The sequence below is a fragment of the Streptomyces sp. NPDC002476 genome (assembly GCF_042889785.1).
In the GTDB taxonomy this organism is placed as follows: Bacteria; Actinomycetota; Actinomycetes; order Streptomycetales; family Streptomycetaceae; genus Streptomyces.
Genome location: NZ_JBIARH010000018.1, coordinates 137,991 through 154,027 on the forward strand (window position 1 = coordinate 137,991; position 16,037 = coordinate 154,027).

The window sequence follows — 16,037 nt, forward strand, 5'->3', positions numbered from 1 at the left end:
TCGGCCGGCCTGGTGCGGTCGCCGCGCGGTGGTCGCGGGTTCACGCTGTGATCGTGGCGGAAGCGCCGCCGGTTTCCGCTTCCGCGCCACGAGGTGCGGCGACGACCGCGCCAGCGACGAAAGGTGACAGCCATGGCGAGCATGCCCAGCGGGGTGCGGCAGGACACGACGGTCCCCCGGGGCGGCGTGCGGGTGGCCGGACCGGCGATGTTCGTCGGCGTGGCGCTGGTCCTCAGTGGGGTGCTGAGCGTTCTCCAGGGCATCACCGGCATCGCCCGCGACCGGCTCTACGGCGTGCCGCTGCACTACGAGTACCGCTTCGACCTCACCACCTGGGGCTGGATCCATCTGATCGTGGGGATCGCCCTGCTGGTCGGGGGTTTCGGAATGCTGCGGTCCATGAACTGGGGCCGTTCGGCCGGTATCGGGCTCGCCGCCATCAGCCTGGTCACCCAGTTCATGTTCATTCCGTACTACCCGCTGTGGGCCATCAGCGTGATGACGCTGGACCTCGTCATTCTCTGGGCGTTGATCAGGCTCGCCGTCTGAGCCCGGCCTCCCGCATCACCCGGCCGGCGGTTCCGCTTCCTGCCCGCCGGGCGGCACGGCGAGGGTCACGCGCGGTGGCCGTCCACGCTGCGGGGCAGGTTCAGCGGGTTGCTCTCGCGGAGTTCCGGCAGGAGGAGCCCGTCGCCGCTCTCCCCGGCCGGGGCCGGGACGAGTCCGGGCTTGGTGCAGAACTGGCCCAGGCCCAGGGTCTATCGAGCCCGCGAGCCCGGCGCCGATCCGCTCGCCGCGCTCGGCGGCGGCAGGGTCTGCCGCCGAATCGGGTGGGGCACAGGTCAAGTCCGCCGTGCGCACGGTGGAACTGCTGGAGTACTTCGCCGGACGGCCCGGCATGCACTCGCTCACCACGGTGCAGGAGGCCCCGTCGTATGCGGTCCCGTCGCGTGCGCCCCGTCCGCGGCCGGTCCGGTCCCGGTCCGGTCCGGTCCGGTCGCATGCGTACCGTCCCGTCCCGGCCCCGTCATGTCCGTTCCGACCGGTCGCACCGTTCATGAGGAATCGGTGAGAATCGGCGCGACCTGGAACGATGCGCGACGCCCCGCACGTCCTTCTCCGGGATGAACAAAACGATCAGGCGGACCTCGGTCTTCTGTCTGCTCCTGGTCCTCGCCCTGCTGGTGCGGGCGACGTGGCTGCAGGCATACCGGGCACAAGCACTCGCAGACGACGACCACAACCGGCGGAAGGTCATTGCGCAGTACGCGCAGCCGCTCGGTGACATCATCGTGGCCGGGAAACCGGTCACCGGCTCGAAGAGGACGAAGGGCGGCGACCTCGCGTACCAGCGCACCTACACCGATGGCGCGCTCTACTCGGCCGTCACCGGCTACAGCTCCCAGGCGTTCGGGACCACGCAGTTGGAGGGGATCTACGGCCCCGTGCTCAACGGCACCGACGACCGGCTGAAGAACCCGGTGGACGCGTTGACCCGCAACCAGGCGACCCCGGGCGACGTCCTGACCACGATCGACCCCGATGTGCAGAAGGCCGCGTACGAGGCGCTCGGCGACGACAAGGGCGCGGCGGTCGCGATCGACCCGGGCACCGGGCAGATCCTGGGCATGGTCTCCACCCCGTCCTACGACCCGTCGACGATCAGTGCGGCGACGAACGGCGACGCGTGGGAGAAGCTGCGCGACGACAAGGACAAGCCACTGGTCAACCGGGCGCTGCGGCAGCCGCTGGCGCCCGGTTCGACGTTCAAGCTGGTGGTGGCCGCCGCGGCGCTGGAGGACGGGCTGTACGGCTCCGTCGACGAGCGCACGGACAGCCCGAATCCGTACCGCCTGCCCGGCAGCAGCAGGGACCTGGAGAACGAGAACCCCTCCGCCCCCTGCGAGAACGCCACGCTGCGCACCGCGCTCCAGTACTCCTGCAACAACGTCTTCGGGAAGATGGCCGTCGATCTCGGCCAGGACAAGGTCAGGGCGATGGCGGAGAAGTTCGGCTTCAACAACGAGAAGCTCGACGTGCCGGTGCGCGCCTTCGAGAGCGTCTACCCGTCCGGCATGGACAAGGCACAGACTGCGCTGTCGGGCATCGGGCAGTTCGAGGTGACCGCGACGCCGTTGCAGATCGCCATGGTGTCGGCCACCCTCGCCAACGGCGGTGAACTGGCCGCGCCGCACATGGTGTCGAAGGTGACGGACGCCGACGGCGACACCCTGCAGGAGTACGCCGACGGGGACACGAAGCGGGTGGTCTCGAAGTCCACCGCCGAGCAGTTGCGCAGCGCGATGGTGACGGTCGTCGAGGAGGGCACGGGCAGCAACGCCCGGATCGCCGGGGCCGAGGTCGGCGGCAAGACGGGGACCGCGCAGAACGGCGTGGGCAACAGCAGGACCCCGTACGCGTGGTTCACCTCGTACGCGAAGGACCGGACCAGCGACAAGGAGGTCGCGGTCGCGGTGCTCGTCGAGGACTCGGGCGCGGCCCGCTCGGAGGTCAGCGGCAACGGCCTGGCCGCGCCGATCGCCCAGAAGATGATGAAGGCCGCCCTGGCGCGCTGACAGCGGGGCCGTGCGGGAGGGGCGGGGCCGTCAGGGCGGTGCGTACGCCGGTCCCGGCGCGGCGGCGCTGCCGGCCCCGGCCCTGCTGCTCACGGGACGGCGGACGGCACGGGGCGCGGGCCGGCTCGCGCCGTGGCGGAACGGGGAAGCGGCGTCACGGGTACGTCAAGGCGGGTGAAGGTAAGGGAACGGCAAAGCCGGGTCGTTCGTTACCCGGTGCATGACCGCTATGACCCCTGGCTCGAACATCCCTCTGTCCGCCGCCCGCGTGGCAGTGGACGTCTCCGCACCGGTGCGGCTCGACGTTTCGGGCCTGCTTCTCACCGCCTCCGGCAAGGTGCGCTCCGACGACGACTTCGTCTTCTACAACCAGCCCGTCGGCCCCGGCGTGACGTACCGCTCGGGCGGCGGTGCGTCGCCGGACGCGATCCTGGTGGACACCACCGCGGTGCCGCCCGGGATCGAGAAGATCGTCGTCACGGCGAGCCCGGACGCGGCGGGGCAGACCTTCCAGGGCATCGAGCCCACGGCGACCGTGCGCAACGCCGACGACAACAGCGTGCTGGCCACGTTCACCCCGCCCCTGCTGACGACCGAGACGGCGCTGGTGGTCATGGAGGTCTACCTCCGCAACGGCGCCTGGAAGGTCCGCGCGGTCGGTCAGGGCTATGCGAACGGCCTGGCCGGCATCGCGACGGACTTCGGCGTCTCGGTCGAGGACGAGCCCGCGCCGACCGCCACACCGGCACCGGCGGCCACGCCCGGCGCGCCGCCCGCTCCGGCCGCCGCGCCCCCGATGCCCTCCGCGCCCCCCGTGGACCCGCGGATCGCCGCTTCCCCGGCCCCTCTCGCCCCGTCGGCCGCACCCGCGCCCGCACCTGCGCCCTCCGGCCGGATCAACCTCGACAAGGGCCGGGTCAACCTCCAGAAGAACCAGACGGTGTCCCTGGTCAAGGGCGGCCGTCCGCTGCTCTCCCAGGTCAAGATGGGCCTCGGCTGGGAACCAGCGTTCCGCGGCAAGGACATCGACCTGGACGCCTCGGTGATCGCCTACGGCCCCCAGCGCAACCACCTGGACAGCTGCTACTTCGGCAAGCTCTCCATCCTGAACGGGGCGATCAAGCACTCCGGCGACAACCTCACGGGCGAGGGCGCCGGGGACGACGAGGTGATCACCGTCGACCTGGGCCGGATCCCGGCCGAGGCGACCGGCCTGGTCTTCACGGTCAACTCGTTCACGGGCCAGAAGTTCACCGAGGTCGCCAAGGCGTACTGCCGACTGATCGACGCGGTCACCGGCGAGGAGCTGGTCCGCTTCGACCTGACCGGCACTCAGCCGCAGACCGGCGTGATGATGGCGAAGCTGATCAGGCAGTTCTCCGGCGAATGGGAGATGACGGCCATGGGCGAATTCATCAAGGCACGCACCGTCCGCGGCATGGTGAAGCCCGCCGCCCAGGCGCTCTAGGGCGCGTATTGGGTCGTGATCAACTGGTCGTCCTGGTGAGGTCTTTGATCCAGATCATCGAGGCTCGCAAGTGGAGGCCGGCGAGGTAGCTCTCCGGGGTCTTGTCGTACCGGCCGGCGATGCCCCGCCAGGCCTTCAACTTGTTGATCAGCCGCTCGACGGTGTTGCGCTCCTTGTACAGGTCCGCGTCGTGGCTGACGGGCCGACCGCCGCCAGAGCCCTTCTTCTTCCGGTTCGCGGCCTGGTCCCGCTTCTCGGGGATGACGGCGTTGATGCCGCGTCTGCGCAGGTGAGCGCGGTTTCCGCGAGACGAGTAGGCCTTGTCTGCGGCGACGGCGTCGGGCCGGGTGCGGGGGCGGCCGGCCGGGCCGCGGACCCGGACCTTGCCCAACACGGGGGGTGAACTGCGGGCTGTCGGCTGCCTGTCCCGCGGTCAGCACGAACGCCGGTGGACGGCACTTGCGGTCGGCGGCGAGGTGGACCTTGCTGGTCCGCCCGCCCCGCGACCGTTCCAGGAGAGCTGTCTTCAGCCGGATTTTGCGGCGTCGCCGGACGCGTCGCCGGACGCGTCGCCGCTCCTCCCGTTCGGGATCCGCCTCGGCGTCCCGTCCGTTTTGTTCTTCGAGGTCGCCCCCTTTGACCTGGCCTTCTTCTCCTCGACGGCGGCCTTCTCCAGGGCAGTGAGGACATCTGGGTCCAGGTGCATTCCGGCTGCGTCATGGTGGGCGCGCGCGGTGGTGGAGTCGATGCTGACCAGCGACAGGCCGACCTCGCCCCGCTTCGCGGCCTCGGCGATCACGCCCTCCAGCAGGCCGGCGCCTGGAACCCTCCGCACCTGTCCTACGTCCCGCAGGCCCGAGCCTGCCGGGACCGCTGGGCGCAGGAGCTGCAAGATCTCATCACGCACCGCCCCATCGGCTTCGCCGAGGACGGGTGATCACGCTCCTCGGCACCAACCGTCTGAAAGCCGCCGAGGAGGCTGTCCGCGCCGCACGGACCGGCGACCGGATCACCGTGGTCGTCACGACGGCGGACCCGGCCGAGACCGGCCGCCTCGTACAGCTGAGGGCCGGTGACCTCGCCCGGTGCCTGCGGCGCCTGTTCGAACCGGCGCCTGGCCACGCCTCCGCCTCGTCCTGGACGAGCGCGGTCTGCCAGCGTCGGCCGTCGGTGTACCGGATGCCGACGACGTCACCGAGTACGCGGTACGCGTGCAGCACGGCACAATCGTCACCCGAGCCCAAGGACCCCGCGCCGCCCATGGAGCGGCCACTTTCGATCTCACGACCGCAGATGTCTCCCACACCGCACCCGATGGGGCCGCGCCATGACCCAGCCTGTATCACCCCACGCGACCAGCACCGACCTGCTGGTGCTTCACACCCTCCGCTGCATCGGCTTCTCCGGCCTCTCCGGGGTGGCCAGGGCGTCGGGACTCCCCGAGTCCGACGTCGAATCGGAACTGATCGACCTCGCCGTGGCCGGACTCGTCACCCATACCGCGGGCGACTTCGGCGGATGGGGCCTTACTGAGGAGGGCCGAGCCGCGGATGCCGAGCAGATCGCCGACGAGTTGGAGGAAGCCGGAGCCCGGGCCCGATTGACCGCGGCGTTCGACCGGTTCCTGGTGCTCAACCCCGAGCTGCTCGATCTCTGCACGGCATGGCAGACCCGCACCGTAGACGGCTCCATGACGATGAACGACCACAGCGACCCTTCCTACGACGCCCGGGTGCTCGACCGGTTCATGGAGTTCCACCAGCGTGCCGAGCCCCTCTGCGCCGAGCTGTCCGAGGCGCTGCTCCGCTTTCAGCGCTACCCCGTCCGGCTCGCCGACGCGCTCGCCCGGGCGAGGGCCGGCGCTCTGGAGTACGTGACGGACAGCACGTCCTCGTATCACACCGTGTGGTTCCAGCTGCACGAGGACCTGCTGGCCACCCTCGGCATCCCGCGCCATTGAATCCGCCACCCGCCGCCCCGCGCATGGCGCAGACCCCGCAGCCGAACCAGCAGAGGCGACGCAGAGAGGACCATGCGATGACCTGGATTCACCCGATTTCGGCCGAGGTCGAGGAGACGGCGGAAGTCCTCGGCGGCAAGGCACTCGGTCTCGTCGTGCTCCGCCGTCTGGGACTGCCCGTGCCGCCGGGCTTCGTCATCAGCACGGAGGCGTGCCGCGCCTTCCTCCGTACCGGACGGCTGCCCAGCGGCCTCGCCGCCGAACTGGCGGCCGCCGTCGACGGCCTCGAAGCCGCCACGCACCGCAGGCTCGGCGGTCCACAGCGGCCGCTTGCGGTGTCCGTCCGCTCCGGCGGCAGCGTGTCGATGCCCGGCATGATGAGCACCGTCCTCAACCTCGGGCTCACCACCGAGGCGACCACCACCCTGGCCGACGAGACGGGCGACCTGCGGTTCGCACTCGACTCACGGCTGAGGTTTCTGACCAGCTTCGCCTCCGAGGTCGCCGGCGTGGGCCCGGAGAGCCTGGCGGTCATCGGCCGTGCGCTCGCCGGACAGGACGCCGACACGAGCCGCCTCGCCGAGGCGATCCAGAACGTCGAGCAGCTCATCGCAGAACGCAGCGGCGACAACGCGCCCGAGGACGCCACCCGCCAGTTGGAGCTCGCCGTCGAGGCAGTGTTCTCGTCGTGGAACACACCGCGCGCGAAGACCTACCGCGAACTGCACGGCATCCCGCACGACCTCGGCACCGCCGTGATCGTACAGGCGATGGTGTTCGGCAATCGTGACCAACGCAGCGGGACGGGTGTCGCGTTCAGCCGTGATCCCAACACCGGCGAGCATGTCCCGTTCGGTGAGGCCCTGTTCGGCCGCCAAGGCGAAGACGTCGTCTCGGGCTCGTCACTGGCCGAGCCCCTGAGCGAACTGGCCGACCGGGAACCCGAGGTGTGGACCCGTCTGCTGTCCGCCCTGACCCGGCTCGAGGAGAACTACCGCGACGCGTGCTACGTCGAGTTCACCTTCGAGGCGGGCGAACTGTGGATCCTGCAGGTGCGCCGCGGGCGGTTCGTCGGGCGTGCCGCAGTCCGGGTCGCGGTCGACCTGGCCGACGCGGGAACGATCGGGCGCGACGAGGCGCTGCTCCGCGTTTCACCGCAGCACCTCACCCACGTACGTACGCCTCGGATCACGGCGATCGAACCCCGCGACCTGTTCACCCGAGGGCTGGGCGCCTCCCCGGGAGTCGCTGTCGGCCAAGTGGCGACCACCGCCGACAGCGCGGCCCGGCTCGCCGCGGGAGGGCCGGTCGTCCTGCTGCGCCCCGAAACCTCCCCGCTCGACATGCACGGCCTGGCCGCCGCCGCCGGGGTGGTCACCGCTCGCGGCGGCCCGACAAGTCATGCGGCCGTGGTGGCACGTTCGATGGGGAAACCCGCCGTCGTGGGTGCCGCGAACCTCACCGTCGACGCCGCCGACGGCTGCGTCCGGGCAGGCGGACGCACCCTGCCCGAAGGCACCCTCATCGCCGTTGACGGAACGGGCGGAGAGGTCGTCGTCGGCGAGCCCCGCATCGCCGCGTCCTCGACCGACCCACAGCTGCACCGGCTGCTGGGCTGGGCCGACGACGTCGCGGGCGACAGGACCACGGGCCGCAACGAAGCCGAACGCCTCACCTCGGCACAGGCCGCCCTCCGGCGGACCGGCGACGGACCGGCGAACTGACGGCGTTCATGCGGGGCGCGCGACTCGGCATGAACGTCCTTCACCACCAGTAGACGAAAAGCGTTCTTGTTTCCTGCACCCTGGTCTTCTGAGTCTGGAGTTCTGTTCAAATCGTGCTCAGGCCGCGGCAGGCAGGCCGGCGACGCCGGTGATCTGATCCCGGATGGCGAAGCGGGTGGTCATCTCGGTGCGGTAGTGGGCGGCGGTCATCAGGTGGCGGCGGGGCCTGAAGTGGGGTGAGATACCGCTGAACGCGGCAGGAACTGCTGGGCTCCGCCGACGCTGCGGAAGCCTTTCATGGCGCGTTCGCGCTGCCGGGTGGGCTGATGGCTGTTCTCGGCCCGATTGTTCAGGCCCTTGTGGGAACGGTGCTCGACGGAGGGCATGACCTCGCGGTGGGCCGCGCCGTAGGAGCGGAGCTTGTCGGTGACGATCACCCGCGGCACCGAGCAGGTATTCCTGAGCAGGTCGCGGAAGAAGCGCCGGGCTGAGACCTTGTCCCTTCGGCCCTGGACCAGGATGTCGAGCACATTGCCGTCGGCGTCGACGGCCCGCCACACGTACTTCAGCTCACCGTTGATCTTCACGAAGACCTCGTCCAGGTGCCATTTGGCCCCGGGACGGGGCCGCCTCCGGCGCAGGGAGTTGGCATAGGCCTGCCCGAACTTCGCGCACCAGCGGCGGACCGTCTCGTGAGAGACGAGCACGCCGCGCTCGAGCATCAGCTCCTCGACCTCCCGGAAGCTGAGCGGGAAGCGGAAGTACAGCCACACACAGTGGGAGATGATCTCTACCGGGTATCGGTGCCCCTTGTACGACGGCGGCGCGGACGACACGAGCGAACCCCTCCCGGCACGATCAACCACAAGATCATCTCAGGCCGGTCAGCCAACGTGACAATGCCCGTCCAGATACTTCGGTCGTCGCGGCGGGGCGGAGATCCGGTTTGGGAAATCGTTCGCAAGGCCCCGGTAACCGTCGTCCACCTCTGCCTTCACGCCGGGGTGCCGGTGGAACTGCTCGGCGATGCCCCCGGTGCGCACGCAGGTCTGGTCATGCATCCGGCCCGGACGTACCGCTCCGGACCACAGGGTCCGGCCCTGCCCATCGCTGATCGTGGTCGTCTTGACCGTGTTCTGCTTGCGCTTGCCCGACACAAACGCACGTCGGCCGGGACGGTGTGCTTTGGGGCGCCTCACCTGGGTCTCCATCCCGTCGATCCGCAGGGTCACCCCCTCGGCCTCGGTATAGGCGAACACGCCCTCCAATGTGCGCAGCCGCAGCCCGGGGCGCTGCGGCACCGCGAACCCGCGGGCCGCGAGTAGTGGCCTCACCTCTGCCACCGCCCGGCCGATCGTCGACTTGCCCACCTGGTAGATGACGCCCAGCGCCTCATAGGTGAGCCCGGTCCGCAGGTGCACCAGCGTGGCCAGCAGCCGGTCGGTGAACACCAGCTCGTACTTCGGCCCGGCCCCCGCCTCACGTCGGCGCGAACCCTGACGACGGCCATGGCGTTCGGACTCGCAGCGGGCCTCCCAGCGCGCAGCGAGCTCCGTGACCAGCTCGCCCAAGAGCCACTCCGGGACACCGCAGAGGGCGGGATGCGCCACCATCGCACGGATCTGATGAGTCATCACAATCCGGATGACTCGCACCAACACCCCGATGTCCCCAACCGTGACGGAGAGCATCAATCGTGGAAGGGCCCGTAAATCCAGGTGTCCCCTCCCGGCCGCCCCGGTAGCGTGCGCAAGCATGACATCGGAACTGGAACGCCCCCCGCTCCAAGCGGACGAACGCACCGCGCTCATCGGCTGGCTGGACCTGCAGCGGCAGATCCTGCGCTGGAAATGCGAGGGGCTGAGCGATGAGGACGCGCACCGCCCGGTCGTCCCGACCTCACCGGTCATGACGATGGCCGGTCTCATTTCCCACATGCGCTGGACCGAGCACATGTGGCTGGAGGTGCTGTTCCTCGGCGGCGACGAGAAGCAGAACCCGTCGTTCGACGAGTCGAGCGAGGACGCCGACTGGCACACCGGCGGCCGCCCCCTCGCCGAGCTCCTCGCGGAGTACGAGGCCCAGTGCGCCCGCAGCAACGAGATCGTCGCCGCGGCCTCCCTGGACGACGTCGGCCGACACCCCGGCTTCCGCTCCGGCAGCGCCAACCTCCGCTGGATGCTGATCCACCTCGTCGAGGAGACGGGGCGGCACGCGGGGCACGCGGACATCGTCCGAGAGCTGCTCGACGGCACGAAGGGCTATTACTAGTGCCGCATCAGGCAACGTTTGCCCGTCAAGGAGCGGCGTGGGGTGCGTGCTCTCGGTGTGCCGGCCGGAAGTCCTTGTACTGGACGTACTTGGGCTTTCGGCTGGTGCAGCGAGAGTGCGTGCCCGACGTCGCGACGGGGCAAACGTTGCCTGATGCGGCACTAGCGCGACTCCGCGTAGCGGGCCCTTGCCTCAGGAGCCAGGCCAACACGCCTCACGACCAATCGCGGGAGAGCCCGTAATCCTTCGCCCAGTGCTGGGTCGTCGTCTTCGACGGCTTACAGTACGTCAGGACTGGCCTGCCGGCGATCTGGTCGAGGCACCGGCTGCTGTCCAGGTGCACGACGGTGCTGCTGGTACCCGTGCGCCAGCTCTGGCTGGACGTGGAACTCAAGTTCGATCTCATCGAGCCGAGCCTGGCCGAGGATGGCCGCCCGTCCGGCGGGCGTCGGAGCGAACAGCTCCTGGCTCCAAAATTGCCGGCTATCGGCAGGGGTTGGCGGTGTCAGCGGACTCGCCCGGTGAGACGAGTCCTGTCTCGTAGGCGAGGACGACGGCCTGGGCCCGGTCGCGCAGGGTCAGTTTGGCGAAGATCCGGGCCACGTGGGTCTTCACTGTCGCCTCACTGAGCGTCAGTTCGCCTGCCAGCTCGGAATTGGAAAGACCTCGGCCCATGAGCGTCAGTACCTCGCGCTCGCGCGGCGTCAGCGCGGCCAGGTCTCGGTGGACGGCTGGGGTTGCGAGACCCGAACCGGTTCTGGGGGCGCTGTGGGCGAAGCGCTCCACCAGGCGGCGGGTGATCGAGGGTGCGAGTAGGGCGTCACCGGTGTCGACCAGGCGTACGGCGGTGGCCAGATGCGCGGGGGTGACGTCCTTGAGCAGGAATCCGCTGGCTCCGGCGGCGAGGGCGGCGTAGACGTAGTGGTCGAGGTCGAAGGTGGTCAGCATGATCACCCGGCAGTCCGGGGCCTGCGCGAGTATGCGGCGGGCGGCTTCCAGGCCGTCCATGATGGGCATTCGGATGTCCATCAGTACGACGTCGGGCCGCAGCCTCAGCACGGTGGCCACGGCCTCGGCTCCGTCGCCGGCTTCGCCCACCACGTCGATGCCGCGGGCGGTCAGGATCAGGCGGAAGCCGGTGCGGACCAGCTCCTGGTCGTCGGCGATCACGACGCGAGGGGCGGGTTCGGTGTGCGTCGTCATGGCCGGTCCAGCGGGATCCGGGCGCGGACTCGGTAGCCGCCGCCGAGGCGGCGGCGGGCGTCAAGGTCGCCGCCGTAGACGGCGACCCGCTCCCGCAGGCCGAGCAGCCCACGTCCCGTTCCGTCTGCCTGGCCCGGGACCGGCTCTTTCCGCGCGGGCCGGCTGTCCGACAGGATGCTCGGTCCGCTGTTCAGCACCTCGACTCGCAGGTAGTGGTCCGCGTATCGCACCGTCACCTCGGCTTTCGCTCCGTCCCCGTGTTTGAGGGCATTGGTCAGGGCCTCCTGGATGATCCGGTAGGCGGTGACATCGATCCCGGTCGGCAACGGGCGCGGCTCACCCGAGATGCGCATCTCCACGGGCAGGCCGGCAAAGGCGATCCGGTCGATCAGCGGGCTGAGCCGGCTCAAGCTCGGCTGCGGTGACAGGTCCATATCGTAGGGCTCGTCGTCGCCGTTCTGCGCGGGTACGAGCAGGCCGAGCAGGTGCCGCAGCTCGGTCATCGTGTTCCGCCCGGCGGTCTCGACGGCGCTCATCGCCGCCGCAGCCTCGTCAGGCATCGTGGCCAGCACCTCGCGGGCGGCTCCGGCCTGGACCACCATGAGGCTCACGTTGTGGCTGACGATGTCGTGGAGCTCGGCGGCGATCCTGGCCCGCTCGGCGTCGACCGCGGTCCGCGTCGCGCTCTCGCGCTCCCGCTCCAGCAGCCAGCCGCGCTCCTCGATGGCCGCCTGGTGCAGCCGCCGCGCCCGGACCGCCGCCACGCACAGACACCCAGCGGCGCCAACTGCCGCCGCCAGGGCGATGACCAGCCAGATCGTCCAGGATCCCCACACCGGATCATCTTCGCAGCTGCACGACGCGCCCCGCATCAGCCCCCGGATGCAGCTCCGTACATCCCTGGGATGACCTGCCCGGACGGATACATCCGGGGGGTGACGCCCCGTCCGCAGACTCCGTCCTAAGTTCGAGCCATGACAACCGAACATGACAATGCCCGGCACGTGGTGGTGCGGCTGGACGGCGTGCACAAGGAGTACGGCGACGCGAAGGCCCTGGACGGCCTGTCGCTGGAGATCAGGGCGGGGGACGCGGTCGCCGTCATGGGCCCCTCCGGCTGCGGCAAGTCCACCCTGCTCAACATGGTGGCCGGCCTGGACCGGCCGACCTCGGGCGCAGTCGAGGTGCAGGGTCATGACCTCGGGAAACTGAACGAGACCGGCTTGGCGCTGTTCCGGCGGCGGAACGTCGGCATGATCTTCCAGTTCTTCAACCTCATCGACGATCTGCCCGCCCTGGACAATGTGGCACTGGCCGCGCAGCTGACCGGCACCCCGGCCCGGCAGGCGCGCCGCCGTGCCTTGGAGCTCCTGGACGAACTCGGTGTCGCCGAACGCCGGAACAACTATCCTGCGACGCTCAGCGGCGGCGAGCGGCAACGGGTCGCCGTCGCACGGGCGTTGATGAACCGCCCGGCCCTGCTGCTTGCCGACGAGCCGACCGGCGCCCTCGACAGCCGGTCGGGCGAGCAGGTGATGGATCTGCTGATCGACCTCAACCAGATCGGCCAGACCCTGTTGATCGTCACCCATGACCCGCAGCTGGCTACCCGCTGCGCCAGCCGGCTGATCGAAGTCGCCGACGGCCGGGTCGCCCGCGAGAGCACGCTGGCGGCGACCGCGTGAGCGCCGTATGGAGAGCCTCCCGCGCGGCCGTGAAGCGCCGTCGGCTCCAGACCTTCGTCATCGGGCTCGTCGTGCTCTGCTCCACCACGACCGTCCTGCTCGCGCTGGCGCTGCTGAACGCCGCCTCGGGCCCCTTCGACAAGGCCTACGCCGCACAGCGCGGTGCTCATACGGTGGCGGCCTTCGACACCACGAAGGTCTCGCAGGAGCAGTTGGCACGGACCGCCCGGCAGCCTGGGGTGGAGGCCGCGGCCGGGCCGTTCGGGCAGGCCGTCGTCGACATCCCCAAGGACTGGCTCTGGATGGCGGGCGGCACCCTCACGGTGGTGGGCCGGGCCGATCCGGCGGGCCCCGTGGACCGGATCGAACTCCTTGAGGGCCACTGGGCCACCGCACCCGGCGAGATCGTCGTCAACTGGTCCGTCCAGGGCTCCCCCGGCCCCGAGCTGCTCGGCACCAAGCTGGAGACCCCCGGCGGAGCGACGCTGACCGTCGTCGGATTCGCCGCCAGCATGAGCAAGTCGGCGAGCGCCTGGGTCTCGCCCGAGCAGATGGCCGCACTGCACCCGACCTCCGCCCAGATGCTCTACCGCTTCACGGACTCCTCGACGGAAACCCAGCTGAGCGCCTCGCTGGCACGGGCCACCACGGGACTGCCCAAGGAATCGCTGACCGGCGCTCAGACCTACCTCACCCTCAAGCACGCCTTCTCCGCGCTGGCCGACTCCTACCTCCCGTTCATCACACTCTTCGGCATCCTCGGCCTGCTCGTCTCCACCCTGATCGTCGGCAACGTGGTCAGCGGGGCGGTCGTCTCCGGGTACCGGCACATCGGAGTGCTCAAGGCCCTGGGCTTCACCCCCAACCAGGTCGTGGCCGTCTACCTGACGATGCTCTCCGTACCGGCGGTGGTGGGCTGCGTGCTGGGCACGCTGGCCGGCAACGCGCTGGCCGGGCCGATCCTGAAGGTCGCGTTCACCGGCATCGACGTGGGCCGGGCCTCGGTCGGCGACATCAGCCCGTGGGTGTCCGTGGCCTGCCTCGTGGGCATGCCCTCCCTCGTCCTGCTGGCCGCGCTGGTCCCCGCCCTGCGCGCCCACCGGGTGCCCGCCGCGGAGGCGATCAGCGCGGGCGGCGCGCCGCGAACCGGGCGCGGGCTGCGCGTCCAGCGGCTGCTCGGCGCCACCCGGCTGCCGCGCCCGGTCAGTCTGGGCCTCGGCCAGCCGTTCGCCCGCCCCAGCCGCACCCTGCTGACCATGGCGGCCATCGTCCTCGGGGTCACCACGGTGACACTGTCGACCGGACTGACCAGCACCATGGTGGCGTACGGCAATGTCGGGCGGGAGGACGGAGGCGCCAGGATCCACGTGACGACCGGGGGATCGGGCAACGACCGGACCCCGCCCCGGCTCAGTGACCCGCAGATCGAGAAACGGCTGCGGTCCCTGCCGGGTGCGGAGGGGGTACGGGCCCGCGCGCTGTCCCAGGCGAACATGACTGGGCAGACCCAGCCCGTCTTCGCCGACTTCTACCGCGGCGACGATTCCTTGTACGAGCACACCATCGTCAAGGGCCGGGCGCCGGCCGCGGCGGGCGAGATCGTGGCCGGGCCGGCGTTCCTGAGCCAGCGCGGGCTGAAGCTCGGTGACCGGGTCACGCTGGAGCTGAACGGCAGGAAGATCACCGCGACCGTCGTGGGTCAGCTCATTGAGGGTAACGCCCGGGCCCTGGAGGCCGCTTGGGAGAGTCTCGCCCAACTCGCACCGGACGCCCACGCCACCCAGTACACGGTACGGCTCGCCTCCGGCGCCGACGCGCGCGCCTACGCCGAGGCGGTCGCGGCGCTCGACCCGGGCCTGCACGCGTCGGTGATGGACTCCGGCAACGCCGGCACCGCCACGGTCATCACCTTCTCGACGGTGTTCACGATGCTGCTGACACTCGTCGCGTCGCTCGGTGTCTTCAACACCGTTCTCCTGAACACCCTTGAGCGGCGCCGGGACCTGGGCATGCTCAAGTCGATCGGGATGACACCCCGGCAGGTGGTGGTGATGACGGTGACCTCGGTCGCCGGGCTGGGCGCGGTCGGCGGGCTGCTCGGCATCCCGCTCGGGATCGTGGCGCACCGCCTCGTCGTGGACCATGTCGGGGTGGTCGACTTCCCCGCATATATGAAGGACGTGTGGCACGCGCCGCAGCTGGCCGCGATGCTCCTGGCGGGTGTGGCGATCGCAGTCCTCGGCGCACTGGTCCCGGCCCGGTCGGCGGCCCGGATGACCATCGCCTCGGTGCTGCACACCGAGTAGATCACCTGTCGGCATGGTGCAGAGAAGGGCGAGGATGAGGTGCCCCCGGCGGTGTGGACACTCTGACAATGGATCTTGTTGATCCGAGGAAGGGTGTCCTGGTGGGACGGAAGTCTCCGTATCCGGCGGAGTTCAGGAACGATGCGGTCACGCTGTGTCGTGCGGCGGGCGGGAAGCGCACGTATGCGGCGGTGGCGGCGGATGTCGGGGTGACCGGCGAGACGCTGCGGAGCTGGGTGCGCCAGGCCGACGAACATGCGGGTCGCCATCACGGCCGCGGGGACCAGACCGCGGAGAACCGGGATGAGGAGCTGGCCCGGCTGCGCGCGGAGATCGGCCGGCTGCGCAAGGCGGAGAAGGAGTGGGAGCTCGAGCGGGAGATCCTGCGCCGGGCGGCGGCCTGTTTCGCGCAGGAGATGAAGTGAAGACCCACCGCTGGGACTTCGTCTCCGCCCACGCCGGGACCTTCGGCGTTCAGCGGATATGCCGGGTCCTTCAGGTCTCGCGCTCGGGATACTACCGGTGGATCGCCGGTGCGAAGGCCAGGGCGGAGCGGCGGGCCGCCGACGAGGCCCTGGTCGCGGAGATCCGTGAGGTCCACACCGTGCACAAGGGAGCGTACGGAGTCCGCCGCGTCCACGCCGAACTGCGGGGCTTCGGGCATGCCGTCAACCGCAAGCGCGTCGAGCGTCTCATGCGCCTCCACCGGATCGAGGGCCGTCACCTGCGGCGCCGCAAACACACCACGGGACACGCCCGTCGCCGGCGGCGGCTCGATCCAGTACCTGGAGGTCCGCCACCGGGCCCATGCCCGGGTCGAGGACCACATCCGCTGCGGTAAGAC

At 70.2% G+C, this 16,037-nt stretch carries 13 protein-coding genes and 4 pseudogenes; 11 read left to right on the forward strand and 6 right to left on the reverse strand.

The window, feature by feature from the left end:
• Positions 1 to 132: 132 nt before the first annotated feature.
• From ACFYXM_RS21560 to ACFYXM_RS21575, 4 genes and pseudogenes are all read left to right on the forward strand, one after another.
• Entirely contained in the window at positions 133 to 549 is a 417-nt protein-coding gene (locus tag ACFYXM_RS21560) for a hypothetical protein (protein WP_389291444.1), read from the forward strand.
• A gap of 235 nt (positions 550 to 784) precedes the next feature.
• Positions 785 to 937: pseudogene (locus ACFYXM_RS21565) on the forward strand (IclR family transcriptional regulator); the annotation flags it as partial.
• Between the two features lie 187 nt (positions 938 to 1,124).
• A complete protein-coding gene (locus ACFYXM_RS21570; RefSeq protein ID WP_389291445.1) occupies positions 1,125 to 2,576 on the forward strand; it encodes a peptidoglycan D,D-transpeptidase FtsI family protein in 1,452 nt (483 codons plus the stop codon).
• A gap of 220 nt (positions 2,577 to 2,796) precedes the next feature.
• Entirely contained in the window at positions 2,797 to 4,044 is a 1,248-nt protein-coding gene (locus ACFYXM_RS21575; protein WP_389291446.1) for a TerD family protein, read from the forward strand.
• A 19-nt stretch (positions 4,045 to 4,063) separates the two neighbouring features.
• On the opposite strand, the pseudogene ACFYXM_RS21580 reads toward ACFYXM_RS21575, so the two are convergent.
• Positions 4,064 to 4,855: pseudogene (locus tag ACFYXM_RS21580) on the reverse strand (IS5 family transposase); the annotation flags it as partial.
• Positions 4,856 to 5,371: 516 nt separating this feature from the next.
• On the opposite strand from ACFYXM_RS21580, the gene ACFYXM_RS21585 reads away from it, so the two are divergent.
• Positions 5,372 to 6,004, forward strand: coding sequence for a transcriptional regulator (locus ACFYXM_RS21585; protein WP_389291448.1), 633 nt, complete (start codon positions 5,372 to 5,374; stop codon positions 6,002 to 6,004).
• Between the two features lie 77 nt (positions 6,005 to 6,081).
• On the forward strand, positions 6,082 to 7,728 hold the full coding sequence (locus ACFYXM_RS21590) for a pyruvate, phosphate dikinase (RefSeq protein ID WP_389291449.1): 1,647 nt from the start codon (positions 6,082 to 6,084) through the stop codon (positions 7,726 to 7,728).
• A gap of 117 nt (positions 7,729 to 7,845) precedes the next feature.
• Here ACFYXM_RS21590 and ACFYXM_RS21595 read toward each other — a convergent pair.
• Together ACFYXM_RS21595 and ACFYXM_RS21600 are read right to left on the reverse strand one after the other, a co-directional pair.
• Positions 7,846 to 8,564, reverse strand: a pseudogene (locus ACFYXM_RS21595) (IS6 family transposase).
• A 48-nt stretch (positions 8,565 to 8,612) separates the two neighbouring features.
• The gene (locus tag ACFYXM_RS21600) at positions 8,613 to 9,362 is read right to left on the reverse strand and encodes a transposase family protein (RefSeq protein WP_389291451.1); all 750 of its coding nucleotides are present in this window, start codon (positions 9,360 to 9,362) and stop codon (positions 8,613 to 8,615) included.
• A 121-nt stretch (positions 9,363 to 9,483) separates the two neighbouring features.
• Here ACFYXM_RS21600 and ACFYXM_RS21605 point away from each other — a divergent pair, with 121 nt between their 5' ends.
• Positions 9,484 to 9,999, forward strand: coding sequence for a DinB family protein (locus tag ACFYXM_RS21605; protein WP_389291452.1), 516 nt, complete (start codon positions 9,484 to 9,486; stop codon positions 9,997 to 9,999).
• A gap of 214 nt (positions 10,000 to 10,213) precedes the next feature.
• Here ACFYXM_RS21605 and ACFYXM_RS21610 read toward each other — a convergent pair whose 3' ends face one another.
• The 3 genes from ACFYXM_RS21610 to ACFYXM_RS21620 all read right to left on the reverse strand — a co-directional run bounded on the left by ACFYXM_RS21610 (position 10,214) and on the right by ACFYXM_RS21620 (position 12,038).
• Positions 10,214 to 10,405, reverse strand: a complete 192-nt coding sequence (locus ACFYXM_RS21610; protein ID WP_389291454.1) for a hypothetical protein — start codon at positions 10,403 to 10,405, stop codon at positions 10,214 to 10,216.
• 77 nt (positions 10,406 to 10,482) lie between these two features.
• Positions 10,483 to 11,202, reverse strand: coding sequence for a response regulator (locus ACFYXM_RS21615; RefSeq protein ID WP_389291455.1), 720 nt, complete (start codon positions 11,200 to 11,202; stop codon positions 10,483 to 10,485).
• Positions 11,199 to 12,038, reverse strand: coding sequence for a sensor histidine kinase (locus tag ACFYXM_RS21620; RefSeq protein WP_389291457.1), 840 nt, complete (start codon positions 12,036 to 12,038; stop codon positions 11,199 to 11,201). The genes ACFYXM_RS21615 and ACFYXM_RS21620 overlap by 4 nt, the downstream gene beginning before the upstream one ends.
• Before the next feature lie 138 nt (positions 12,039 to 12,176).
• Here ACFYXM_RS21620 and ACFYXM_RS21625 point away from each other — a divergent pair, with 138 nt between their 5' ends.
• From ACFYXM_RS21625 to ACFYXM_RS21640, 4 genes and pseudogenes are all read left to right on the forward strand, one after another.
• The gene (locus ACFYXM_RS21625; protein WP_389291459.1) at positions 12,177 to 12,887 is read left to right on the forward strand and encodes an ABC transporter ATP-binding protein; all 711 of its coding nucleotides are present in this window, start codon (positions 12,177 to 12,179) and stop codon (positions 12,885 to 12,887) included.
• On the forward strand, positions 12,884 to 15,193 hold the full coding sequence (locus ACFYXM_RS21630; protein ID WP_389291460.1) for an FtsX-like permease family protein: 2,310 nt from the start codon (positions 12,884 to 12,886) through the stop codon (positions 15,191 to 15,193). The genes ACFYXM_RS21625 and ACFYXM_RS21630 overlap by 4 nt, the downstream gene beginning before the upstream one ends.
• A 68-nt stretch (positions 15,194 to 15,261) precedes the next feature.
• On the forward strand, positions 15,262 to 15,618 hold the full coding sequence (locus tag ACFYXM_RS21635; protein WP_389291462.1) for a transposase: 357 nt from the start codon (positions 15,262 to 15,264) through the stop codon (positions 15,616 to 15,618).
• Positions 15,615 to 15,917: pseudogene (locus ACFYXM_RS21640) on the forward strand (IS3 family transposase); the annotation flags it as partial. The gene ACFYXM_RS21635 and the pseudogene ACFYXM_RS21640, both read left to right, overlap by 4 nt.
• Positions 15,918 to 16,037 lie beyond the last annotated feature (120 nt).